Raw genomic sequence first — 23,515 nt, 5'->3', positions numbered from 1 at the left:
CCTATTGATTCCATGGCGGAAACAATAAATGTCTTATACCCCAGCTTATCAGGGCCGTGGAAGTAAATAGTCTAGGCATCAGTCCGAAACCGGAGTGATGCCATGACCCGCAACCTGTTGACCGTTACCGGCGCCGCCGCAGGCCTGGTCCTGCTGACCCTGGCGGCCGCGGAGGCCCGCGCCGCCGAACAGGCGGGCGCTGCCCCGGTTGCCGGCGGCGACGCCACGGCCGTGACCCTGGTCCGGGGCGCCGACGACCGCCTGCTGGAAGCGCGCACCCGCCGCGACCAGGTCGTCCGCCGCCTGTCCCCGGCCTTCCAGATCGTGCCCTGATCGCCCTTTTCCTGCCCGGCCTGCCCGCGCTCGCCCCCTCCCCCCGATAGCGCGCGCAGGCCGGACCGGAAACCCTGACGAGACCCCAGAACATGCCGAACCGCGAACGTGTCGCCGCCCTGATCGCCCTCGTCGAGGAGGGCATGCTGATCGACGCCCTGCACGAGTTCTATGCCGAGGACGCGCAGTCGCAGGACAACCAGGACCCGCCGTTGCAGGGCCGTGCGCGCCAGATCGCCAACGCCCAGCACCTGCTGCGCTCCGTGCGCGGGCTGCGTGTGCGGGCGGCGGACTGGATGCTCGACGGCGACCGCACGCGGATCCGCTGGGTCTACGAATTCACCGGGCATGACGGCCGCCGTCACCGCCAGGAAGAGCTCGCGCAGCAGCGCTGGCGCGGCGACCGCATCGTCGAGGAACACACCCAGTACGACCCGGCGCGGTCCGCCGCCGTCGTCCTTCAAGTCGCCTGAAAGAGGTTTCGAGCAGCCGCTTTTTGTAACCCGCTTTCTGTAATCGGAGTACCTGCCATGACCCGCCTCAGCACCCTGCAGACCTACCACACCCTGGCCGGGCTGTTCGCCCCGCAGTTCGCGGTGCGCTCGGCACGCCGCCTGATGATGCGCCCGCGGCGCCTGCCGCCGCGCGACTGGGAACAGCCGGCGCTGGCCACGGCGCAGCGCATCCATTTCCGCTTCGGGCTATCGGGCCTGCGCTGGGGCAAGGCTGGCGACCCGGTGGTGCTGATGCTACACGGCTGGGAAGGCCGCCCCTCGCAGTTCGGCCGCTTCGTGGCGCCGCTGCTCGCCGCCGGCCGCCAAGTGATCGCCCTGGAAGGCCCTGCCCATGGCCAGTCGCCGGGTGACGAGGCCAACGTCATCAGTTTTGCCTACGCGCTGATGGAAGTGGTGCCGGAGATCGAGAACCTGGAAGCCGTCGTCGGCCATTCCATGGGTGCCGGCGCCGTGGTCTACGCGCTGGGCCAGGGGCTCAACGTGGAGCGCGTGGTGCTGCTGGGCGGGCCGTCCTCGCTGCGCGGCGTGCTGAACCGCTTCGCCGGCTTCGTCGGCCTGCCGCAGGCGGCGCATGCGCGCTTCCTGCAGGAAGTGGAGGACTACACCGGCGTGCCGCTGGACGAGCTCGACGGCGTGCGTACCGCGCCGCGCCTGAAGCCCGCCGCGCTGATCGTGCACGACCGAGACGACGACACCGTGCCCTACGGCGACAGCGCCGCGCTGGCGGCCGCCTGGCCCCAGGCCGAGCTGTACAGCACCAATCGCCTCGGCCACTGGCGCATCCTCACCGACGAGCGCGTGCTGGAACGCGTGATGGCCTTCCTGACACCGGAGCGCTTCACCGCCGAACTGCCCCGCGCCGCCTGAGTCTTCCGAGCGCACTCGCACCGCGCTCACTCCTCTGCCGCTGCCCCGTTCATCGTCGGGGCGGCGGCATCTTTTTTGGCGCTGGAAGCCGTTTGTGGAGGGGGTTCCAAAACCCTTGCACGTCATACCGGCTTCCGCCGGCATGACGATGGGAGTGCAGCGCTCAGCTCGCGCTCAGTTCCCAGAGCAGCATGCGCCCGGCCTTCCAGTGGCCCAGCCCGCTGGCGGCGTTGATGTGGCCGCAGGGGCCGATCGAACGGTAGAGGCTGCCCCAGGCGCGCGCGGCATTGCGCGAGAAGGCGACGTTGCCGTAGGGATCGTTGCTGCTCGCCACGATCATGCTGGGGAAGGGCAGCCGCTGCTGCGGCATCGGCCCGAAGCTGCGCGCCGCGGCGGGAAACCCGGCACCGGCCGGGTCCGGCGGCGCCACCAGCATCGCGCCGGAAATCTTGCGCTTGGTCTGCAGGCCCCAGTGCGCCACTAGCAGGCAGCCCAGGCTGTGCGCCACCAGGATGGCGTCGCCGGCGGTGGCGGCCACGGCTGTTTCCAGCGCCTGCACCCATTCCTCTCGGTGCGGCTGCTCCCAGTCGCGCTGCTGCACGCGCTGCATGCGCGGCTCGGCCTGCTGCCACAGCGTCTGCCAGTGCTCGGGCCCAGAGCCGCCGATGCCGGGCAGGATCAGGATCGGCGTGCTCATGAGCGCTCTCCCTGGCGGGCGCAGGCGCGGAACATGACCACGGGGCGGATGGCGGGATTCATCGGAACTCGGAACGCCTCACTCGAAGGGCGGCAGCTCCGGATGACGTGGCAGGCCGTCGGCGAATTCCACCCAGCCCAGGTGCTTCGAGTGCCAGTAGTGCAGCGTCGGCTTCAGCGCCTCCGGCTGGTCGAGGCTGCCGATGGTGATGTCGATCAGGCCGGGCAGGAAGTCGGCGGTGAAGCTGATCTGCGTGCCGCAGTGCGGGCAGAAGCCGCGGCGCGCTTCGGCGGAGGACGCGTATTCCTGCGGCTGGGCGCGGGTGAAGCGGACCTGCTCCTGCGCATACATGGCCCAGGCCACGACCGGCGCGGCATTGGCGCGCCGGCACATGCTGCAGTGGCAGATCGCCGCCAGCATCGGCTCTCCGCCGATCTCGTAGCGCACATTGCCGCACTGGCAACCGCCCTCGCGTCCCTGCTGGTCCATGGCGTTCCCTGCTGGTCTGGCTTCCCCGGATGGAAGCGACTTCAGCATGCCGGAAGCATGCCGTCCAGCCCGCAGATGTCAGGTTCCGATGGCGGGCAAAGCTCCGGCGATGAGCGCAGCGGCAGCCGGCTCAAGCGGGCAGGGCCCGCCCGGCTCTCATTCCTTGACGACGATCTCGGCCTGGATCGGTTTGCCGCCCGAGTACAGCTCCTGGTGCGAGTTGGCGTTGAGCGTGACGCGCAGCTTGTGCTCGCCGGCGCCGAGCGCGTCGACATGGAACCAGGGTGCGTAGAGCCGTGCACGCTTCACACCGTCCACGTACAGGTGGGCATGTCCCTCTCCCTCGACGTTGGCCCGGTTCACGTGCTCCGGCGCAAAGCGGAAGCCGGGGGTGTCGATGTGCAGGTTCCATCCGCCCATGGGGTCGCGCTCGGCCTTCAGCGAGACCGACGGCGCATTCTTGGTGCCGAGGTGCAGCGGGCTGTGGTCGTGATGGTGATGATGATCGTGATGCGCATGCCCCTGTGCGGCTTCTTCCGCCGCGATGCCGGCGGAAGAGAAGGCCAGGGCCGCCAACGCGAGCAGGCAGGCGGACGACATCGACGGGCGGCGGACACCAGGCATCGGAATCTTCTCCTCTTCATGGACGATCGGTCCCGGGGTCTTGGCCCCGGGCCGACTGTGTAGCAGATTCCAGGAAGGGCGACTGGCCGGATGATTCAGTCCACAGTCGCGCCTACGGGGCCTTGGCGTGTGCCGCCTCGTCTGCCGCGACGTAGGCCTCGATGCGCGGCGCGACGCCGGCCGACTGCTGTTCCATCAGCGCCGTGCAGCGGTCCGACCAGGACTGCAGCATCTGCACCAGCGCGGCATCGCCCTGGGTGTCGGCCTGTCGCAACTCCTCGGAGAAGCGGTTGCGGGCCACGGCCGAGGCCAGCCTGGCGTTGTTCCGGCCGACCAGGGCCAGTGCCGCCAGGCGGCTGAAGTTCTCCAGTTCCTTCACGCGAACCTGCTGCTCGCCTTGCGTCTTGTTGTCGGACAGCGAGGGCAGCAAGGCGAAGTAGTAGCCGCAACCGAGGAACTGCTCGGCCAGGTCCGTGTCGTCCTTTGACGGAGCCTCCGCGCTGGCCGGCAGGGAGAGCGCCAGCAGCAGCGCGGCGCAGGAGAGGGAAAACTTGAACATGGGTAATCCTAGGGTGTCGTTACCGCGTTGTGTAGAGGGCCTCAGCCCATTTCGGCGATGCGCTGCTCGGCCTTCTGAACGGTGGCCTCGTCGCTGGGCGAGCTGAAGCCGTCCTCGCGCAGGCGCAGCCGCATCTCGCGCTTCCAGCACTCGGCACTCTTGCCGTCGGTCTCCAGCGCCCGGGTGTAGCGCTCCTCCAGCCGGTGGAAGGCCGCGACGTCGGCGTAGGTCTGCCGCAGCTTGCGCTTGTAGCGCTCGGTCTCTCGCTGCCTGGCGGCGGAGATGTAGGTGAACCAGCCGGTGACCGGGCTGCCGAGCACGGCGAAGCCTCCTGCCACCAGCGCCAGCGCCAGCGCCAGTGCTTCCCTCATCCGTGGTTCCGTCCTTGGCTGTTGCGCACGACACTACAAGACTCCGCAACGATGATGAACGTTCGGCTCTCCAGGCCGGCCGACGTTTCTGCATCGAACGCGAAGACGTGGCCTGCCGATCAATCCGCCAGCCGCAGCCCGCGTGTCTCGATCACCCACGGCATCATCAGCAGCGCCGCCATCGGGACTACGCCCACCCAGAACAGCACGCCCACGGCGGCGTCCACGCCCTGCGCGGCGATGACGCCGACCAGGAAGGGGCCGGCGGCGGCGAACACGCGGCCGGCGTTGTAGCAGAAGCCGGCGCCGGTGCCGCGCAGGCGCGTGGGGAACAGCTCCGGCAGGTAGTAGGTGAAGCTGCCGAACACGCCGAACACCGACAGGCCGATGGCGAAGTACATGTGCAAGCGCGCTTCGCTCGGCAGGTCCAGGCCGAAGGTAGCGAAGATCGCGGCGGCGGAGGCGGCGAAGTAGATGCCGAACATCGCTCGCCGGCCCAGCAGCTTGGCGGCGGGGATGGTCAGCAGCGTGCCGATCAGGCCACCGAAGTTGAAGGCGGCGGTGGCGGTGAGCTTCCAGTTCTCCACCAGCGCCAGCGTGCCGGCCTTGTCCAGGCCGCGCAGCGCGGCCTCGGTCTGTGCCAGGCCCGCGGACACCACCGGTATGAAGGCATTGCAGCTCCACCAGGTGATTAGCGCCACCAGCGCCATCAGGAAGCCGCTGATGGTGTAGCGCCGCACCTCGGGGCCGAACAGCTCGGCGATGCGCGGCGGCTGCGTGGTCTGGCGCACCTGGGTCCAGCGCTCCGGCTCCTTCAGGAATAGGCGCACGATGAAGGCCACGGCCGCCGGCAGCAGGCCGAACAGGAAGACGTAGCGCCAGGAGGTCTCCGGGCTTGCGGCCATCCAGTTGCCGGCCACCTGGAAGTTGACGAAGGTGGCCAGGAACAGGCCGAAGGGGGCGGCAGTGTAGAGCAGGGCGCCGGCTTCCACGCGCTTGTCCTCCGGCACCACCTCCGCGACCATCGAGGCACCAGCGGCCCACTCGCCGCCGATGCCGAGGCTGGCGACGATGCGGAACACCAGCAGCATCCAGATGTTGTCGGCAAAGGCGCAGGCGGCGGTGCCCAGCGCATACATCAGCATGGTCAGCAGCAGCGTGCGGGTGCGGCCGATGCGGTCGCAGACCCAGCCGAAGAGGATGCCGCCGGCCGCCCAGCCCAGCAGCAGCACGGAGGTGAGGATGCCGGTCCAGTACAGCGTGGCCTGCTTGGCCTCGGGCGAGCCGATGGGCAGGCCCAGCAGCGTCGGCACGCAGTTGGGCGCCACGTAGTTGAACAGCAGGCTGTCGAAGATATCGAAGCCCCAGCCCAGCCAGGCGGCGAACAGGACGGTCCACTGGTAGCGGGTCATGCCGAGCATGGCAGGGTCTCGATGTCCGGGGTTAGAGCACGTCGTCCTTGGTCTCGCGCGTGGCCCACAGCGCGGCCAGCGTCAGCAGCGCGGCGGCGCTGAGATACCAGCCCACGGTATGCAGGCCGTACTTCGTCGCCAGCGTGGTGGCGATGTAGGGCGCCAGCGACGCGCCGAAGATGCCGGCGAGATTGAAGGTCAGCGAGGAGCCGGTGTAGCGCACGGCGGTGGGGAACAGCTCCGACAGCACCGTGCCCAGCGGGCCGTAGGTCATGCCCATCAGCGCCAGGCCCAGGGCCAGGAAGGCGACCACGCCGGGCAGGCTGCCACTGCCGAACAGCGGCGCGAACAGCAGGCCATAGGCGGCAATCGCGGCGCTGACCCACATCAGCGTGCGGCGGCGGCCATGGCGGTCCGCCAGCACGGCGGAGACCGGGATCGTCGCGGCGAAGAACAGTACCGCGAACAGCTGGATCATCAGGAATTCCTGGCGCTTGTAGCCCAGGGCGCTGGTGCCCCAGGTCAGCGCGAACACCGTCATCAGGTAGAACAGCACGAAGGTGGCGATGGCCGCCACCGTGCCCAGCACCAGCGCGCGGCCGTGTTCGCGGAACACGGTGAGCATCGGCACCTCCACGCGCTCGGCATGGTCGATGGCCTTCTGGAACACCGGCGTCTCGCTGATCGACAGGCGCACCCACAGGCCCACCAGCACCAGCAGGCTGCTGGCGACGAAGGGGATGCGCCAGCCCCAGCCGAAGAACTGCTCGTCGGTCAGGGTCTCCGCCAGGATCAGGAAGGAGCCGCCGGACAGGATGAAGCCGATGGGCGCGCCGAGCTGCGGGAACATGCCGTACCAGGCGCGCTTGCCTGGCGGGGCGTTCTCGGTGGCCAGCAGCACCGCGCCGCCCCATTCGCCGCCCAGGCCCAGGCCCTGGCCGAAGCGGCACAGCGCAAGCAGGGCCGGCGCCAGCACGCCGATCTGCGCGTAGGTGGGTAGCAGGCCTATGGCGACGGTGGACAGGCCCATGGTCAGCAGCGCCGCCACCAGCGTGGCCTTGCGGCCGATGCGGTCGCCGAAGTGGCCGAACAGCGCCGAGCCGATGGGCCGCGCGAAGAAGGCGATGGCGAAGGTCGCCAGCGACTGCAGCGTGGCCGAGGTGGGGTCGGCAGCGGGGAAGAACAGCTTGGGGAACACCAGCACCGCGGCGGTGGCGTAGATGTAGAAGTCGAAGAACTCGATCGTGGTGCCGATCAGGCTCGCGAACAGCACCTTGCCCGGCGAATTGCCGGCCGGTGCCGCGCCATCAGTTCCCTTGCTCATCCGGTGCTCCCCCAAGCTATTCGGCGATCGCCGTACTCGTTTTTCCTCTCCCGCTGGCGGGAGAAGGTAGGGTGAGGGTGGTGCAGTGGCGGCCACGCACATCGCCGCCGATCGAAGGCCCTCCCTCACCCCAGCCCTCTCCCGTCGGCGGGAGAGGGAGCAAATCAAATCAGAATGCCGGCGGCGGCGTGTTGCGGTGATGCTCCAGGACCCGGCGGTATTGGTTGGGGTCCTTGATGTGGACCATGTCGCCGCCGCGCGGGAACACCCAGTCGTGCAGGCGCGACAGCCAGAAGCGCAGCGCCGCCGCGCGCAGCACCAGCGGCCAGGCGGCGCGCTCGGCGGCAGTCAGCTCGCGGCGGCTGCGGTAGGCCGACAGCATCGCCTCCCAGCGCGCCGGGTTCAGCTCGCCGTCGGAACCGAAGCACCAGTCGTTCAGCGTCACCGCCAGATCGTAGGCCAGCGAGTCGTTGCAGGCATAGTAGAAGTCGATCACCCCGGTCAGGCGCTGGTCCACGAACAGCACGTTGTCGCGGAACAGGTCGGCGTGGATCACGCCCTGCGGCAGGCCCGCCAGGTCCAGCGTCTCCTGTGCCGCCAGCTCGTCCTCGATCAGGGCGCGGGCGTCGGCGTCCACCTTGGGGGCTATCAGCCGGCCGGTCTCGCGGCGCCAGGCCGCGCCGCGCGAGTTCTCGCAGCGGCCGGAATAGGACTGGCCGTCGATGTGCAGCTCGGCCAGGGCGCGGCCCACCTGCCGGCACTGCTCGATGTCGGGGAACAGCACGCTCTGGCCGGTCAGGCGCCGCACCAGGGCGGCGGGCTTGCCGTTGAGCGTGGTCAGCGACTGGCCGTCATGGGTGTGGGCCGGCATGGCGCCGGGGAAGCCCCGGGTGGCCAGGTGCTCCATCAGGCCCAGGAAGAACGGCAGGTCGGCGTAGTTCAGGCGCTCGAACAGGGTCAGCACCCAGCGCCCGTCGCCGGTATCCACGAAGTAGTTGGTGTTCTCCACCCCCTCGCCAATGCCCTGGAAGCCGAGCAGCTCCCCGACGGGGTACTGGCGCAGGAATTCCTGCAGTTCGCTGTGGCTGACCTTGGTGAAGACGGACATAAAAGGGGGCGGATGGCCGGTGAGAGGACGGATTAGAGCAAAGTCCCTGGGCTGCCGTCATCCGCAAGCTTGGCTCCCCTCGCCCGCTGGCGGGAAAGGGGTGGGGGGAGAGGGGGCTGTAAAGGCTTCAGGGTTCGGAGATGCCGGCAAGAGCTGCAGCCCTCTCCCGACCCTCCGGACCACCCTCTCCCGCAAGCGGGCGAGGGGACAGCGGATCACCGTCGCCAGAACGCCGGCGTGAACAGCACCAGCAAGGTAAAGACCTCCAGGCGCCCCGCCAGCATGGCGAAGATCATGACCCACTTGCCGAAGGCGCTGACGCTGGCGACGTTGGCGTTGACCTCGCCCAGGCCAGGGCCGGCGTTGTTGATGCTGGCGGCGACCGCGGAGAAGGCGGTGATGCCGTCCATGCCGGTCAGCAGCATCAGGCCAGTGAGGGCCAGGGTCATGCCGATGTAGACCGAGAAGAAGCCGCCCACGGCGTAGACCACGTCATTGGGCACCACCTTGCCGTCGAGCTTGATCGCGACCTCGGCGTTGGGATGTACCAGCAGCTTGAGTTCGCGGAAGGCCTGGCGCACGAACAGCATCAGGCGCACGACCTTGACGCCGCCGCCGGTGCTGCCGCCGCTGCACATCATGAAGGTGCACATCACCAGCAGCAGCGGTACGTAGACCGGCCAGGAGGTGGGGTTGTCGGTGGCAAAGCCCGCAGTGGTGCCGAAGGCGATCACCTGGAACATGCCGTGGCGGATCGCCGTCAGCGCATCAGGGTAGGGGCCCATCACCACCAGCGGCAGGCAGACCAGGATGCCCATGCCCAGGTACAGCGACAGGAAGACGCGGAACTCGCCGTCGCGGAAGTAGCTGCCCAGGTTGCGGCGGGTGAAGGCGGTGTAGTGCAGGGCGAAATTGGTGGCGCCGACCAGCATGAAGAACATCGCCACCAGTTCGATGCGCAAGGTGCCGTAGTGGCCGATGCTGTTGTCGTGGGTAGAGAAGCCGCCGTTGGCGATGGTCGAGAAGGCGTGGCAGAGCGCGTCAAAGGGCGTCATCCCCGCCCACCAGAAAGCCAGGCCGCAGGCGATGGTCAGCACCAGGTAGACCATCCATAGGGCGCGGGCCGTGCTGGTGATACGCGGCGTCAGCTTGGAGTCCTTCATCGGCCCCGGCGTCTCGGCCTTGTACAGGCCCATGCCGCCGACGCCGAGCATCGGCAGTACCGCCACCGCCAGCACCACGATGCCCATGCCGCCCAGCCAGTGCAGCTGGCTGCGGTAGTACTTGAGCGAATGAGGTAGCTCGTCAAGGCCTTGGGCGATGGTGGTGGAGCCGGTCGTGGTCAGGCCGGAGACGGACTCGAACACCGACTCCGTGATGCTGTGCCAGCCCTCGTCGGCAAAGTAGAAGGGAATGGCGCCGAACAGCCCCAGTACCGCCCAGAACAGAGTGGTGATCAGGAAGCCGTCCCGTACCTTCAGCTCGCTGCGCTCGTGGCGTACCGGCCACCACAGCAGGGCGCCGGTGGTCAGCGTGATCCACATGCCGCCGAGGAAAGGTGTGGTGGTCTCCTCCGCCCAGAAGATATCCATGGCTAGCGGCGGCAGCATCGTGAGGCTGAACACCATGAGCAGGATGCCCATGATGCGCTGCACGCCCGCGTAGCGGTGGTGGCGGGGACGGCCGTTGACGAGCGCGCGGTAGCCCACGGTCAGAGGAAGCGCAGTCCCAGCTGGAACAGTTTCTCGACCTCGCGGGCGTGCTTCTTGTCCACGATGAACAGGATCACGTGGTCCTCCGCCTCGATCACCGTGTCATGGTGGGCGATGATCACCTCGTCGCCGCGCACGATGGCGCCGATGGTGGTGCCCGGCGGCAGCTTGATCTCGTCGAGCCGGCGGCCCACCACCTTGGAGTTGTGGCGGTCGCCGTGGGCCACGGCCTCGATCGCCTCGGCGGCGCCGCGGCGCAGCGCGTGTACCTTGACCACGTCGCCGCGGCGCACGTGCGCCAGCAGGGCGGAGACGGTGGACTGCTGCGGCGAGATCGCGATGTCGATCGAGCTGCCTTCCACCAGGTCCACGTAGGACACGCGGTTGATCAGGCACAGCGCCTTGCGCGCGCCCAGGCGCTTGGCCAGCATCGCCGAGAGGATGTTGGCCTCGTCGTCGTTGGTTACCGCGCAGAACACGTCGATGTCCTCGATGTTCTCCTCGCGCAGTAGCGCCTCGTTGGCGGCATCGCCGCAGAGCACGATGGCGTGGTTCAGCTGGCCCGAGAGATGCCGCGCGCGGTCGCGCGAGCGCTCGATCAGCTTGACCTGGATTTTGTCCTCCAGCCCGCGCGCCAGGCGCAGGCCAATGTTGCCGCCGCCAGCCAGCATGATGCGCTTGACCGGTTTGTCCTGGCGGCGCAGCTCCGCGATGATCTTGGGGATGTGGTCGCGCGCGGCGACGAAGAACACCTCGTCGTCCGACTCGATCACGGTATCGCCCTCGGGGATCATCGGGCGGCCGCGGCGGTAGATCGCGGCGACACGGGCGTCCACCCCGGGCAGGTGCTGAGGCAGCTCCTTGAGCTGGCGCGACACCAGCGGGCCGCCGAAGTGCGCCTTGACGCCCACCAGCCGCACCTTGCCGTCGGCGAAGTCCACCACCTGCAGCGCGCCCGGGTATTCGATCAGGCGGCGGATGTAGTCGGTGACCAGCTGCTCGGGCGAGATGTGCATGTCCACCGGCAGCGCGCCGGGGCCGAACAGCCTGGGTTCCTTGAGGTATTCGGTGGCGCGGACCCGGGCGATCTTGGTCGGCGTCTGGAACAGGGTATAGGCGATCTGGCAGGCGAGCATGTTGGTCTCGTCGCTGTCGGTGACCGCGATCAGCATGTCGGCGTCGTCGGTGCCGGCACGGCGCAGCACGTCGGGGTGCGCCGCGTTGCCTTCCACCGTGCGGATGTCGAGCCGCTCCTGCAGGTCCTCCAGGGAGGCCACGCTCTGGTCGACGACGGTGATGTCGTTCTGCTCGCTCGCGAGGTTCTCGGCCAATGTCGTGCCGACCTGCCCCGCGCCAAGGATGATGATCTTCACGACAGGGCCTGTCCCATCATGCCTTCAAGGGCGCGCACGTTAATCCTCTTGTTGCACCGCCGCAAGAACCCAGGCGCCGAATGGCCGCTCGCCTTCAAGGTCGAATTTACTATGTAGCCGGTCCCGGTGGCGACCTAGACTCCCTTGTAACAAAACAGAATTCTGCGCCCGGCGGGCGTGGGCACGGGCGGCCCCAGGCCGTCGTCATAACGAGTCCAGAGGGGGCGACCGGCGGTCATCCGCGGCGTACCCCCGTGCTGGGGGAGATTGCAGATGCGGATGTTCCGGATAGGGGCCACCCTGTCGCTGGCGATGCTCGCTGGCTGCCACAACAGCGTGCCGGTGGAGGGAGACGGCGCCGCCGGCCCCGGGGGGGCGGGTACGCCCTGCGAGGCGGGCGACTGGTGCGTGGGGGCGGCCAAGGCCATCGTCAGCCCCACCCAGGAGCAGATCGACGGCGTCGAGGAATCGCGCCTGTTCCTGGGCACCAAGCTGCAGCAGTTCAACCTGGGCGGCTACGGCATCAACCCGATCCAGAACCTGCCCAACCCCTTCGCCCAGCTCGGCCCCAGCCTGACCCAGCCGGCCCAGGAGCGGGTGCACCACAGCGACCGCTACCGCGAGGACGAGCACACCTGGCTGCGCCTGGCCGTGGTGGAGCAGGGCGAGACCCGCGTCGCCTTCGTCACGCTTGACGCCATCGGGGCCGGCAACCTGATCCAGGACGGCCTGCGCGCCGCCGTGGTCGAGGCCAGCTGTGCCCTGGAGTGGTGCATCGCGGCCGATCACGTCGTCTTCGGCCAGACCCACACCCATGCCGGCGCCGACCTGCAGGGCCTCTGGGGCGGCGTTCCCCAGCAGTGGATCACCGATGTGCTCTACGCCGGCGCTGCCCAGGCCACGCGCGCCGCCATCGCCGGCCGCGCCCGCGCCAACGCCAGCCTCGGCCAGGGCATCAACTCCGACTTCAACAACTACCGGCGTCCGCAGGTGAACCCGGCCGACGACGCCGATCCGGCGGTCAGCCTGCTGCGCTTCGAGGATTCGCGCAGTCGCCGGCCGATCCTGCAGATCCTGCAGTACGCCGCGCACCCCACCAGCATCGACGAGGACCCGCGCGTCCCGCATGCCGACTACGTATACGGCGCCATGAAGGAGCTGGAGCGGCTCGGCGGCGTCGGCCTCTACTACAACGGCCCGATCGCCGATGCCTCGCCGCGCGGTGGCCAGTGCGCCTTCACCGAGCCGGACCCCTACGAGAGCGTGCGCTGCCGCGGCCATGATCTTGCCGCCTTCGCCCTGCGCCAGCCGCGCCGCGCGCTGGCGCCGCAGCTGGCGCTGCGCAACGCCAACGTCATCCTGCCGGTCACCAACCCGCTGTTCGCGGTGGCCGCGCCGCTGGGCGCCTTCAACCGCTACTACGACTTCACCCCGCGCGAGATCACCAGCATCCCGGTGCTGCACGAGATTCTCGGCACCGTCACCACCCAGATCGGCCAGGTGCCGATGACGGCAGAGACCCTGGTCACGCGCATCAGCATGGGCGGTGCCGGCGGACTGGAAATGGCCACCATCCCCGGCGAGGCCACCAACACCTTTGGCCAGTTCATCCGCGGCCTGGCTGAAGGCGCCAATCCCGGCTCCGGCGTGATGCTGCTGGGTCTCACGCAGAATTCCTTCGGCTACATCCTGCCCGAGGAAGAGTTCTCCTATATCGACGCCTCCGGCGACACCGGCTTCCTGATCCCCTTCACCGGCTACGAGGAATTCGTGTCGATGGGCCCGCTGACGGCGCCGCTGCTGCGCCTGCAGGGCTACCTGCCGCTGTTCGACGCGTCCCCCATCGAGTACCTGCCCGCCAACCTGCGCGCCTGTACTGCGCCGGGCAGCGGCGACTGCATCATCAGCGACATCGCCCTGCAGCTGGAGTACGTGCAGACGCAGTTCGCGCAGAACTGCTTGGACGCCGGCGCCCCGGCGGCCTTCTGCGGGCTGATCGACCCCAAGCTGCCGGTCACCAGCCTCTGCAGCCTGCTGAGCCTGTCGCCGGCGATCTGCGGCCTGCTCAACGACGACGAGTCGCTGTGATGCGCGCCACCCTGCTGCTGGCCCTGGCGCTGGCCCTGTGCGCCTGCACCGGCCGCAGCGATCCCGTGGACGGCGAGGCCGGCGGCAATCCGCCGGCTGGCGTCTCGAAGATCAAGGCCGGCGTTGGCGTGGCCGACATGACGGCCGACGTCGGCTACTGCGCCGGGCAGTACTGCGAGTACGCCACCGACACGCTCGGCGGCATCATCAACGGCGACTTCGATCCCTTCCTGACGCACAAGCTCAAGCACGCCAGCTACGGCGTGCAGTCGCGCCCCACGGCGCGCGCCATCGTGGTGGAGGGCAGCAACGGCAAGCGCATCGCCCTGCTGAAGACCGACAACTACCTGGCGCAGGACATGCTGCTGCGCCGCGTCGGCCAGTTGCTTGACCAGGGCGACTCCGGCATCGGCTACGACCAGATCCTGTACCACGTCACCCACGACCACACCTCGGCCTACGCCTCATCGCTGGCAGTGGGCCTGTTCGTGTTCCAGGATGTGTTCGACGCCCGCTTCTTCGAGCACCAGGCGCGCTCCATGGCCAGTGCCATCGAGACCGCCGCGGCCAATCTCAAGCCCGCGCGCATGGGCGCCACCGAGATCCACCACCGCGTCTACAAGGGCAATGTCGTGCGCACCGCCACCGCCGACGACGGCACGCCCGCCGGCTACCCGCGCGAGTTCAACGACCACGGCCTGGTGGTGATGCGCTTCGACGACCTCAGCGACCCGGCGCAGCCCAAGCCGTTGGCGGTCTGGGTCAACTGGGGCGAGCACCCCGAGAGCCTGGACCCGCACGACCTGCACAGCGCCGACTACCTCGGTCCGCTGGAACGCTTCATCGACCGCGAGATCGGTGCGCCGCTGGTGTTCAGCCAGGGTGATGTCGGCAGCGCCGAGAACAGCGGCGACCCCGAGGAACTGCTCGATGACCAGGCTCGCGTCTGCGGCCGCTGGAAGGGTGACGCTGAAGTCCCGGAGCGCAACGACTGCCCGCCCGGACAGGGCGTGATCCGCGACTGGCAGCATTCCGGCTACGTGCAGACCGAGCGCAACGCCCGCTTCCTGGCCGACGACATCAAGAAGGCCTGGCAGCAGATCGGAACGGCGCAGGCGCGCGTGCCGCTGTCCGGCGACTTCGAGGTGGACCATCTCACCGCCTGGGTGCCGGGCCCGCTGTCACATCCGTATCCCAGCGTGTCCAACTGCCGCACCGAGCCCACCGTGGGCGGCGACATCGGCGTACCGGTGATCGGACTGCCGGACTGCACGCGCATCCAGGTTCCGGGCGCCGATCCGATCCTGGGCCGTGCGGGCCAGCTCTACGCCCTGCTCAAGTCCGAGAACATCCCGGTGCCGGACCACTACGATGCGCCCTCGATCGGTGTCGTGGAGGAAAACCTGCGGCTCAAGCTGCAGACCTTCCGCCTGGGTGACGTGCTGCTGGCCTCCTGTGCCTGCGAGGCCCAGTCCGACCTGATCCTCAATCTGGAGTCGCGCCTCAACCGCACGCGCGGTGACATCTACGCCGGCTTCGACTGGGCCTGCCTGATCCCCGAGTTCAAGGACGACCCGGCCTACGCGCAGGCCTGCGCGATCCAGAAGACCCATTTCGATCCGGATGATCCGGAGAACGCCACCACCATCCCCGGAGACAATTTCACCCCCGAGGCCATCGCACGCATGCGTGCGCAGGTGCACAACGATGCCCGCGGCTGGGACCTGCCGCAGAACGCCCTGGCCGCCAACAGCGAGCCGACCGACATCACGAAGATCTGGGGAAACTTCACGCGCGAGGAAGTGCAGGACCTCAACGCCCCGGGCTACAAGCTCGCCGTTGGCATCGGCCACGCCGGCGACTACAACGGCTACACGCTGAGCTACCGCGAGTACATGAACCGCGACAGCTACCGCAAGGCCCTGACGTCCTACGGCGCGCATACCGCCGACTACATGGCCACGCGCCTGGTACGCATGGCGGCCCGCATGCAGGGCGGCGCGGCGCTGTCCGGCGAACTGCTCGATCCACTGGCGGCGGTGGACGAACTGCGCCAGCAGATCGTGTCCACCACCGTGGGCGCGCTCAGCGGCGCGGCCTATGACCTTTGGAACGCTGGCCTGCCGAATGACTCGGGCACGCCCGAGGCGCTGCAGCAGCCGCAAGGCATCACGCGCTTCCAGGCCGCGCACTTCCAGTGGCGTGGCGGCTCCACCGCGGTGGACAACCCGCGAGTCCGCGTGGAACGCGAGTCCGCGCCCGGCGTGTGGCTGCCGCACGCCGACCAGAGCGGCGAGATCCCGGTGCGCGTCGAGTTCCCCGAGGGCCTGCCTGGCGTACTGCGCACCTACACCGGCATGCAGGAGTGGGTCTGGACCGCCAGCTACGAAGCCTACACCGCCTTCCCCGCGCGCCTCGGCAGCACGGCTCCCGGCAATTACCGCTTCTGCGTGGAGGGCAAGTCGCGCCAGTCCTTCGCTACCGTGCCCTACGCCTTCTGCTCCGAGCCCTTCGCGGTGTCGGTGTGGGACGGCATCGGCTTTGCCAATGCGTCAGCCGGTGCCGACTCGGTGGGCTTCGACGTGGCCGACATCGTCTACCCGCGCAGCTACGAAGGGAGCCCTTTCCCCTTCGTCTCCGACAACGGCGATCCGCGCATCTGCGACCAGTGCAGCTTCCGCCCCTGGGCGCAGCATGGCTGGTTCCAGCGTGCGGAGCTGCAGGTGATACGCGCCGGTGGCGCCAGCGAAACCCTGGCCGCGTCCTGCAATGCGCAGGGCAAGGCCTGCCGCGTCAGCGTGAAACTGGGCGACGGCGACCGTGCGCGCATCCGCGCGTACGACCAGGACGGCAACACCGGCACGCACGAACTGCGCTGACGGTGCCGGGGCAGGCCTGCGGTGCGTCGGGGGGCGCGCCGCAGGTTCTGTTTTTTCTGCGGCACGATCTGCATCGGCGCGTCGCTGACAAAAGTCGAAATTTACTATCGGGCTGACGGCAGCCGCAGTCCTAGACTCGCTCGAACACAAATTACAGCGCCGGCCCGGTCGGGCCGGCAGGCGCGCGGTGCCGGCATCGACCCGGCACCCGGTTGGGGGAGAAGCGGGGAGCAGCCGGCGCGGGTCCAGGGAACGGGCGCGCGCCGTGCCTGTGCCACCGTGGGGAGGTCTGATGGACAAGCTGCTTTTCGTGCCGCGCATCGCGGTGCTGTCCCTGTCGCTGTGGCTGGCTGCCTGTCTCGGTGGTGGCGGCACGGACGACGCCAAGAATTCAAGCAACGAACCGCCGCTGGCCGATGCCGGAGCCGATCGCACCGTGGACGAGGGCGCCGCGGTGCAGCTCGACGGCCGCGACAGCCAGGACGCCGAAGGCAGCATCCGCAGCCATCGCTGGGTGCAGGTCGGCGGCGAGCCGATCGTGGTGCTATCCGACGCCGATACCGCGCAGCCGCACTTCACCGCGCCGCTGGTGGATGCCGATGCCGCGCTACGCTTCGAGCTGACCGTGACCGATGAGGTCGGAGCGCTGGCGCGGGACCAGGTCATCATCACCGTGCGTGATATCCCCGCAGCGCCTGGCAACCGCGCGCCGCAAGCCAATGCCGGTGCCGACCTCAGCGTCACCGAGGGCGCCGGCGTGATCCTCGACGGCAGACTCAGCAGCGACCCCGACGGCGTCATCGCCGCATATCGATGGGCGCAGACCTCCGGCACGCCGGCTCTCGTGCTCGACGCGGCGGATTCGGTGCAGGCGCGCTTCACGGCACCGGCAGTAGGCGCCGAAGGTGCGGTCTACGAGTTCCAGCTCACCGTGACCGACGACCAGGGCCTGAGCAGCAGCGACACGCTGCGCGTGGTGGTCAACGACGCCGCGCCGCTCAACCGCCCGCCGCAGGCCAATGCGGGCCCCGACTTCGCGATCATCGAGGGCGGGCAGGCCACGCTGAGCGGTGCCGGCAGCAGCGATCCCGAGGGCCAGCCGCTGACGTATCGGTGGACGCAGACCGGCGGTCCCACCGTGACGCTGGCGGATGCCGACACCGAGGCGGCGCATTTCACCGCGCCGGTGGTGGTCATGGACACGGTGCTGCGCTTCCGCCTGCAGGTGCGTGATCCGGCCGGCGCGATCTCGGAGGACGAGGTGGCGGTGACCGTGCAGGATCGCCCCGCGGTGGATCCGCAGCCGCTGCTGCGCATCGACGATGCCGCCATCGCCGAAGGCAATGCCGGCTTCCGCCAGATGGAGTTCGTCGTCACGCTGTCGCGGGCGGCGTTGCAGCAGGTCAGCGTCGCCGTTCGCAGCATCGACGGCAGCGCCAGTGCCGCCAGCGACTATGTCGCCGTGGACACGGTGCTGTACTTCCCGCCGGGCAGCACCACGCAGCGCGTGTTGGTGCCGGTGCGTGGCGATACCGTGGTGGAGCCCGACGAGACCTTCAGCATGATCCTGTCGGCGCCGGCCAATGCCGGCATTGCCGACAACCTGGCCACGGGCCGCATACTCAACGACGACGAGGAAGGCCCCGAGCCGCCCGCCGGTTGCCTGGCGGATGGCAGTTGCGCCGGAGGCTACGGCGGCGGCGTGCTCGGCGCGGTCGCGCACTTCTTCGCGCAGGCGGGTACGGCGATCTCCTCTCTGCTCACCGGCGACTTCGAGTCCGCCGCCGCGGCGATGCAGCAGGCCTTCAGCGGCTACGCCGAAAGCCTCGCGCAGCTTGCGGCCTCCGGCAGCCTGGAGGAATTCATCGGCCTGGACCAGGACCTGCCAGGCACCATCGCGCGTGCCACTTCCGCCCACCGCGACGTGGAGGCGGTGGTCGTCAGCGGCATGAGCCTGCCGGGCTGGTCCGTGCCTGCCGCCACCGGCATCGCCAAGCCCTTTCCCTCGGGCGCCGACCTGCGCCAGTGTCCCGAGCCCTCGGACCTGCTGTGCAATCCGCTGATCGACGTGCTCGATACCGTGGTCGGCGGTGTCGGCGTGCGCAATGCGCACAACGGCACACTGCTGTATCCGCTGCCCGGCGTAGCACCGGCGGCCGGCGTGCCGGTGGACGAGATCGCGGCTTATGCCTGGCGCGACGGCGCCTGGGTGGAGATCCCGGTGCAGGTGGACGAGCGCATGCCGTACTTCCTGGCCAACGGCAACAGCACCTTCTCGATCTACTCCGGCACCGATCCTGAACTGTCCTATGTCTGGGACAACGAGTCCTGGGGCATGACCGCCGGCATCTGCCGCCGCGACTACGACCGCAACGGCATTGACGACGGCCGCCAGGAAGGCCTGGCCGGCCCGAGGCCGGACCCGGTGCCGGGCCTGGACAACGACGACGAGGTGGTCTTCATGGCCGCCGATGCCGGTGGCAGTGCGCCGGCGGGCAGCCGGCCCGCCGACGTGCCTGCTGGTGCCAGCGCGCAGCAGGTCCGCCTGGCCGATCCGCTGGACCCCGCCACGCAGCGCGTGGTCTACCTGTTCCGCAAGCCGGGCGGCTCCAGCTTCCGCGGCCGCCCGCATTACGTGCAGTACCAGCGCGACGCCAATGCCGACCAGTGGATCGACCGCTCCTTCTTCCGCGACGACGATCCGGAAAAGCTCGGCACCAGCAACACCAACTACGGTGCCAACCTGTCCGGCATGGTCTGCCCCGACGGCACGCCGGCCACGGCGCGGCCGTCCAGCGATCGCTTCCCGCGCGACGGCATCGAGGTGCGCACGGCGCGCTACCGCTTCAAGGCCTCGGGCCGCTGGATGCTGCGCGAGATCCAGGTGGCCAAGGCCGACGGCACCCTGGGCCCGGACCTGATCGATCGCTGGAAGGGTCGCGCCTTCCAGCAATCGCCGGACTCGGTGATCTCGCTGGTCGGCTTCGAGGACGAGCAGGTCAACTGGGAGGCCAACTCCTCGTTGCTGGGCGAGCGCTGCGGCCCGGTGCGCTGCATCCGGGAGGTCTGGGGTGCCGACTCCGGTACCAACGTCACCAAGACCGAGAGCTTCTATCGCGACGCCATCAGCTATCGCTATCGCCTGCGCGTGCACCCCATCCCGCCGGACGGCCTCTACACCTCCTGGGATTACAACCGCGGCGTGATGGTGCCGACCGAGGCCGAGCGCGCCGCCGGCATCGAGGGCGGGCGCTACTTCACCATCCTGCGCCCGCAGGGCGTGCCGATCGACGGCATCAACGACGACCTCGGCAACATCGACGGCTTCCTGCCGATCTTCGGCCAGTGCCCCAGTTCCGACGGCGTAAGGCCGCCGTCCAGCACCGGCCGCTGCCCGGCCTTCGTCGACATCGCCGATCCGACCTTCAACCTGCCGTTGGCCTTCGACAACTGGGAGCAGGTGGCAGGCAAGGGCGACTCCGGCTCGCTGGTCTACACCTTCCTGATCAAGGGCGCGACCTCGCTGGTGAACCCGCTGGTGGTGCCCTACTACCGCGACGACGCCTGCCTGGACGACGGCACCGGCGATGACCCGGTGCAGCGGCCCTATCCGGGAGACAACTCCGACGACCCGCGCGTCAAGGATGCCTACGCGCGCATGGCCGGCAAGCCCTACGAGCAGCTCGACTGCAGCGAGCGCCAGGGTGCCTATGCCGCGCATGGCGTGCACTTCTTCGTCACGCACGACACCGACAATGCCTTCCTGCCGCTGAGCCTGACCGAGGTGGACGGCGAGCAGTGGCAGTTCATGGTGCCCACGGAGCGCCCGCGCAATATCGCGGAGCCCTACGCCAACGTGGCGCGCCTGCCGCTGTTGCCGGTGGCGACGCCGTACACGGCGCCGTAGCCCGGCATGCGTGCAGACAGGACCGGCTTCAGGTTTTTCCCCCGTGGCAAGAAGGGGGCACCGGCTCGTGCAACGTCGGGGGGCGTTTTGCGGGTTCGGACTTTATTCGCGGCGGTGCTGGCGGTGCTGCTGCTGTCGGCCTGCGGCGCGCGCAGCGATGCGCCGCAGGCCGGCGGCGGTAGCACGCCGCCCGATGCACCACCGAGGGCAGCAGGTGACCTGGCCGCCTACGTCGACCCCTTCATCGGCAGCTTCCCGCCCGGCTTCGTCAATCCGGGACCGTTCGCGCCCTTCGGCATGGTGCAGCCGGGCCCGGATACCGAGGGCCCGCTGAACTACGGCGGCTACTCGGTGCAGAACCTGCTGGTCACCGGATTCTCGCAGGTGCACATGTCCGCGGGCGCGCCCAAGGGTGGCCAGTTTGCGCTGCTGCCGTTCACCGGCGAACTGACGCCGGGTGACCTGTCGCAGATCGGCTGGCCCAACCCGGTGCCGGCCTATGCCTCGCCGCTGAATCCGCTGGATCATCGCGCCGAGGCGGGTTACTACCGCGTCGGCCTGCTGCGCTACGGCACCACCGCCGAGATCACCGCCAGCGAGCGCGTGGCGCTGCACCGCTACCACTACACCGCCGGGGCGCCGCGCCTGCTGCTGGACGTCTCGCGCGATCTCGCCGGCTACCACCCGGCGCGTGCGCAGCTGGAGCCGGACGGCACGCTCAGCGGCAGCGTCGATACCGGCGATGGCTACACGCTGTTCTTCGCGCTGCAGCTCGACGCACCGTTCCGCGCCGCCACGCGCGAGGGCGAGGCGCTGCAGCCGGGCGTCACGGTGGAAGGCGAGCGCCTGGCGCTGCTGCTGGATTTCGACGATGCGCCGCGCACGCTGCAGGCGCGCATCGCCGTGTCCTACACCGACCTTGCGGGCGCGCGGCGCAATCTCGCCGAGCTGCCCCACTGGGATTTCGAGGCGCAGCGCCAGCGGGTGCGCGAGCAGTGGCAGGGCGAGCTGGCGCGGGTGGAAGTGGAGGGCGGCACCGAGTTGCAGCGCCGCTCGCTGTACACCGCGATGTACCGCATCCAGCAGTTTCCCAACCTGCACAACGACGTGGACGGACGCTACCGCGGACCGGACAACGCCGTGCATGCCTCGGCGCGCCCGCACTACAGCCAGTACTCGCTATGGGACAGCTACCGCGGCCAGAACCAGATGCTGGCCGAGATCCAGCCCGCCCGTTATCTCGACATGCTGCGCTCGCTGCTGGATTTCCACACGCAGGGCGGCCGGCTGCCGCGCTGGCAGCAGGGCCCGGTGGATGCCGGCCACATGTCCGGCGACCCGGTGATCCCCTTCATCGCCGAGGGCTGGTGCCGCGGCTTGGTGCCCGCCGCCGAGCGTGCGCCGCTGCTGGCCGCGGCGCAGGCGCTGGAGCGCTCGCGCCGTGAGGTCTTGTCATCCGGATACCTGCCGGTGGAGAAGCCCGGCAATCCCTTCCAGGTGTTCATCGGCGGTGCGCGCGAAGCCGGCACCACGCTGGAGTATGGCCTGGCCGACTTCGCGCTGGCGCTGATGACGGCCAGCAGCGGCGATGTCGCCGAGGCGCAGCGCCTGGCGCAGCAGTCGCTCAACTACCGCAACCTGCTGGACCCGCAGAGCGGCTTCATCCGCCCGCGCCATGACGACGGCAGCTGGCTCACGCCGTTCCTGCCGGAGCTGCCTTACGGCTTCCAGGAGGGCACGTCCTGGCAATACAGCTGGCTGGCGATGCACGACCTGCCGGGGCTGTTCGAACGCATGGGCGGCCATGCCGAGGTGCAGCGCCGGCTGGACACCTTCTTCCTGCTGCCGGCCAACCTGCTGCCCGGTGCCTGGCCCTTCGTGCAGAACCAGCTGACGGTGTTCGGCCTGTTCTACTACGGCAACCAGTACGCGCCCGGCAACGAGCACGATCTGCAGGCGCCGTATCTCTACAACTACGCCGGCGCGCCCTGGAAGACGCAGGTGGTGGCCCGCTCCGCCGCCGCGCTCTATGCGCCCACGCCGCTGGGCCTGCCGGGCAACGACGATCTCGGCGCGCTGTCCGGCTGGCTGGCCTGGACCCTGATCGGGCTCTATCCGATGAACCCCGGCGCGCCGCTGGCGGTGGTGGGCAGTCCGGCGTTCGAGAAGGTCACGCTGCATCGCCCGGGCGGCAAGCTGGTGATCGAGGCTCCGGGCGCGGGCCCGTTGCAGCCCTTCGTCACCGGGCTGTCGCTGGAGGGGGAAGAGATCGACGGCAGCTGGCTGCTGTTGCCGCGCGACGCCGCCACCGTGCGGCTGCAGACGGCGGGATTGCCCGACACGGGCTGGGCGGCGGATTCTACGCCGCCTTCGCTCAGCGGCAGTGGGCTGGAGGCTTTCGGTTGCCGGCCTTGAGGGGCCGGAAGGCGAGGGGCTTGAGCACAAAGTCCGCGCCGGCCAGACCGGCGCGGGAGCGGGGGTAGGCGCGCTTCAGGCGCGCTCGCGGCCCTTGACCAGGGCCACCCGGCGCCGCGGCGTCGCGGCGCCCATCCAGGCGCTGACCTGTTCGATCACGAACACGGCCATGCCCAGCAGCAGCCAGACCTGCCAGCCGCCCGGCTGGACGAACAGCAGGTCCATCAGCGCGCGGAACATCAGCGGCACGGCGACCAGGGCGGCGAGCAGGCCCAGGACGATGGCGGCAGCGGTAAGTTGGTTCTTCATGTTCAGTTCCCCCGTGGGTTTCAAGGCTTGCAGCGCAAGCTCCTTGCCAACCCGAACGTGGCACGATCGTCAGATATTTGTCTCGGAATTTCAGTTACCTGCGTCACAGACGGCCAAGGCCGCCCGACCGGCGGGCATGCAGCACGCACGCTGCCTGAAAAGCGGGTCGTGCAGAAAGCACGGGCTTCAGAAGTGGCATGAAGCGCTGCTGAATGCGACGGTTGAAGCCAAGGGTAGGGGCGGTCCGCCCATTTGGGCGACGCCTCAAGGCGGGCCTGCCGGGCGCAGGACCAAGCCCGCGCTGCGGGGCGCGGAGGGCGGAAGCGGGCTCAGGCCGCCTGGGCGGGCTGCTGCAGCATCTGCAGGCCGCGGGCCGTGACCAGATGGCGGCCGCTGCCCGCGCGGATCAGCAGGCCAAGCTGCTGCAGGCGGGCCAGCACCGGCAGTCCGGCATCGGAAACGGACGCGCCGCGAGCGGCACGCAGGAGGCACTGCCACTCGGGCAGTTGGAGATAAGGGTTATCCATGACGAT

Annotated in this window: 19 protein-coding genes; 7 read left to right on the top strand and 12 right to left on the bottom strand. The window is 69.2% G+C overall.

Translation table 11 applies throughout. The features are described from left to right. Nucleotides 1–102: 102 nt before the first annotated feature. The 3 genes from QT386_RS09835 to QT386_RS09825 all read left to right on the top strand — a co-directional run bounded on the left by QT386_RS09835 (nt 103) and on the right by QT386_RS09825 (nt 1,715). A complete protein-coding gene (locus QT386_RS09835; protein WP_289273579.1) occupies nt 103–333 on the top strand; it encodes a hypothetical protein in 231 nt (76 codons plus the stop codon). Nucleotides 334–425: 92 nt separating this feature from the next. Further along, a complete protein-coding gene (locus QT386_RS09830) occupies nt 426–806 on the top strand; it encodes a nuclear transport factor 2 family protein (RefSeq protein WP_289273578.1) in 381 nt (126 codons plus the stop codon). A 57-nt stretch (nt 807–863) separates the two neighbouring features. Further along, nucleotides 864–1,715: an alpha/beta fold hydrolase gene (locus QT386_RS09825; RefSeq protein ID WP_289273577.1), complete on the top strand. Its 852-nt coding sequence runs from the start codon at nt 864–866 to the stop codon at nt 1,713–1,715. 163 nt (nt 1,716–1,878) lie between these two features. Here QT386_RS09825 and QT386_RS09820 read toward each other — a convergent pair whose 3' ends face one another. The 10 genes from QT386_RS09820 to trkA all read right to left on the bottom strand — a co-directional run bounded on the left by QT386_RS09820 (nt 1,879) and on the right by trkA (nt 11,384). Next, complete coding sequence (locus QT386_RS09820; protein ID WP_289273576.1) at nt 1,879–2,412, bottom strand: alpha/beta hydrolase; 534 nt, start codon at nt 2,410–2,412, stop codon at nt 1,879–1,881. A 78-nt stretch (nt 2,413–2,490) separates the two neighbouring features. Beyond that, complete coding sequence (locus QT386_RS09815) at nt 2,491–2,901, bottom strand: GFA family protein (protein ID WP_289273575.1); 411 nt, start codon at nt 2,899–2,901, stop codon at nt 2,491–2,493. Between the two features lie 156 nt (nt 2,902–3,057). Continuing rightward, a complete protein-coding gene (locus tag QT386_RS09810; RefSeq protein ID WP_289273574.1) occupies nt 3,058–3,525 on the bottom strand; it encodes a hypothetical protein in 468 nt (155 codons plus the stop codon). A gap of 112 nt (nt 3,526–3,637) precedes the next feature. Next, on the bottom strand, nt 3,638–4,084 hold the full coding sequence (locus QT386_RS09805) for a hypothetical protein (RefSeq protein ID WP_289273573.1): 447 nt from the start codon (nt 4,082–4,084) through the stop codon (nt 3,638–3,640). 41 nt (nt 4,085–4,125) lie between these two features. Further along, the gene (locus QT386_RS09800; protein WP_289273572.1) at nt 4,126–4,455 is read right to left on the bottom strand and encodes a hypothetical protein; all 330 of its coding nucleotides are present in this window, start codon (nt 4,453–4,455) and stop codon (nt 4,126–4,128) included. A 119-nt stretch (nt 4,456–4,574) separates the two neighbouring features. Continuing rightward, nucleotides 4,575–5,876 (bottom strand): MFS transporter, encoded by a 1,302-nt coding sequence (locus tag QT386_RS09795; protein ID WP_289273571.1) that lies wholly within the window; start codon nt 5,874–5,876, stop codon nt 4,575–4,577. 22 nt (nt 5,877–5,898) lie between these two features. Next, nucleotides 5,899–7,191, bottom strand: a complete 1,293-nt coding sequence (locus QT386_RS09790) for an MFS transporter (protein WP_289273570.1) — start codon at nt 7,189–7,191, stop codon at nt 5,899–5,901. 169 nt (nt 7,192–7,360) lie between these two features. Then, entirely contained in the window at nt 7,361–8,299 is a 939-nt protein-coding gene (locus QT386_RS09785; RefSeq protein ID WP_289273569.1) for a homoserine kinase, read from the bottom strand. A gap of 215 nt (nt 8,300–8,514) precedes the next feature. After that, nucleotides 8,515–10,008, bottom strand: a complete 1,494-nt coding sequence (locus QT386_RS09780; RefSeq protein WP_289273568.1) for a potassium transporter TrkG — start codon at nt 10,006–10,008, stop codon at nt 8,515–8,517. Nucleotides 10,009–10,010: 2 nt separating this feature from the next. Further along, nucleotides 10,011–11,384, bottom strand: a complete 1,374-nt coding sequence (gene trkA, locus QT386_RS09775; protein WP_289273567.1) for a Trk system potassium transporter TrkA — start codon at nt 11,382–11,384, stop codon at nt 10,011–10,013. 279 nt (nt 11,385–11,663) lie between these two features. Here trkA and QT386_RS09770 point away from each other — a divergent pair, with 279 nt between their 5' ends. The 4 genes from QT386_RS09770 to QT386_RS09755 all read left to right on the top strand — a co-directional run bounded on the left by QT386_RS09770 (nt 11,664) and on the right by QT386_RS09755 (nt 22,673). Further along, nucleotides 11,664–13,472: a hypothetical protein gene (locus tag QT386_RS09770; RefSeq protein WP_289273566.1), complete on the top strand. Its 1,809-nt coding sequence runs from the start codon at nt 11,664–11,666 to the stop codon at nt 13,470–13,472. Next, complete coding sequence (locus QT386_RS09765) at nt 13,472–16,351, top strand: hypothetical protein (RefSeq protein ID WP_289273565.1); 2,880 nt, start codon at nt 13,472–13,474, stop codon at nt 16,349–16,351. The genes QT386_RS09770 and QT386_RS09765 overlap by 1 nt, the downstream gene beginning before the upstream one ends. 292 nt (nt 16,352–16,643) lie before the next feature. After that, a complete protein-coding gene (locus tag QT386_RS09760; protein WP_289273564.1) occupies nt 16,644–20,258 on the top strand; it encodes a PKD domain-containing protein in 3,615 nt (1,204 codons plus the stop codon). An 87-nt stretch (nt 20,259–20,345) separates the two neighbouring features. Beyond that, a complete protein-coding gene (locus QT386_RS09755) occupies nt 20,346–22,673 on the top strand; it encodes a GH92 family glycosyl hydrolase (RefSeq protein ID WP_289273563.1) in 2,328 nt (775 codons plus the stop codon). Nucleotides 22,674–22,748: 75 nt separating this feature from the next. On the opposite strand, the gene QT386_RS09750 is transcribed toward QT386_RS09755, so the two are convergent. Then, nucleotides 22,749–22,982, bottom strand: a complete 234-nt coding sequence (locus tag QT386_RS09750) for a hypothetical protein (protein WP_289273562.1) — start codon at nt 22,980–22,982, stop codon at nt 22,749–22,751. Between the two features lie 329 nt (nt 22,983–23,311). Beyond that, a complete protein-coding gene (locus QT386_RS09745; RefSeq protein WP_289273561.1) occupies nt 23,312–23,509 on the bottom strand; it encodes a hypothetical protein in 198 nt (65 codons plus the stop codon). Nucleotides 23,510–23,515: the final 6 nt, after the last annotated feature.

The sequence above is a fragment of the Solimonas sp. SE-A11 genome (genome assembly GCF_030345715.1).
Classification (GTDB): domain Bacteria; phylum Pseudomonadota; class Gammaproteobacteria; order Nevskiales; family Nevskiaceae; genus Solimonas_A.
Note: the sequence above shows the minus strand (reverse complement) of the source record. Positions and strands in the feature narration are given on the sequence as shown.

Bases quoted from the DNA above. Each gene is read 5' to 3' on its own strand.
- QT386_RS09835 (WP_289273579.1), top strand. From the start codon at position 103: ATGACCCGCAACCTGTTGACCGTTACCGGCGCCGCCGCAGGCCTGGTC.
- QT386_RS09830 (WP_289273578.1), top strand. From the start codon at position 426: ATGCCGAACCGCGAACGTGTCGCCGCCCTGATCGCCCTCGTCGAGGAG.
- QT386_RS09825 (WP_289273577.1), top strand. From the start codon at position 864: ATGACCCGCCTCAGCACCCTGCAGACCTACCACACCCTGGCCGGGCTG.
- QT386_RS09820 (WP_289273576.1), bottom strand. From the start codon at position 2,412: ATGAGCACGCCGATCCTGATCCTGCCCGGCATCGGCGGCTCTGGGCCC.
- QT386_RS09815 (WP_289273575.1), bottom strand. From the start codon at position 2,901: ATGGACCAGCAGGGACGCGAGGGCGGTTGCCAGTGCGGCAATGTGCGC.
- QT386_RS09810 (WP_289273574.1), bottom strand. From the start codon at position 3,525: ATGCCTGGTGTCCGCCGCCCGTCGATGTCGTCCGCCTGCCTGCTCGCG.
- QT386_RS09805 (WP_289273573.1), bottom strand. From the start codon at position 4,084: ATGTTCAAGTTTTCCCTCTCCTGCGCCGCGCTGCTGCTGGCGCTCTCC.
- QT386_RS09800 (WP_289273572.1), bottom strand. From the start codon at position 4,455: ATGAGGGAAGCACTGGCGCTGGCGCTGGCGCTGGTGGCAGGAGGCTTC.
- QT386_RS09795 (WP_289273571.1), bottom strand. From the start codon at position 5,876: ATGCTCGGCATGACCCGCTACCAGTGGACCGTCCTGTTCGCCGCCTGG.
- QT386_RS09790 (WP_289273570.1), bottom strand. From the start codon at position 7,191: ATGAGCAAGGGAACTGATGGCGCGGCACCGGCCGGCAATTCGCCGGGC.
- QT386_RS09785 (WP_289273569.1), bottom strand. From the start codon at position 8,299: ATGTCCGTCTTCACCAAGGTCAGCCACAGCGAACTGCAGGAATTCCTG.
- QT386_RS09770 (WP_289273566.1), top strand. From the start codon at position 11,664: ATGTTCCGGATAGGGGCCACCCTGTCGCTGGCGATGCTCGCTGGCTGC.
- QT386_RS09765 (WP_289273565.1), top strand. From the start codon at position 13,472: ATGCGCGCCACCCTGCTGCTGGCCCTGGCGCTGGCCCTGTGCGCCTGC.
- QT386_RS09760 (WP_289273564.1), top strand. From the start codon at position 16,644: ATGGACAAGCTGCTTTTCGTGCCGCGCATCGCGGTGCTGTCCCTGTCG.
- QT386_RS09750 (WP_289273562.1), bottom strand. From the start codon at position 22,982: ATGAAGAACCAACTTACCGCTGCCGCCATCGTCCTGGGCCTGCTCGCC.
- QT386_RS09745 (WP_289273561.1), bottom strand. From the start codon at position 23,509: ATGGATAACCCTTATCTCCAACTGCCCGAGTGGCAGTGCCTCCTGCGT.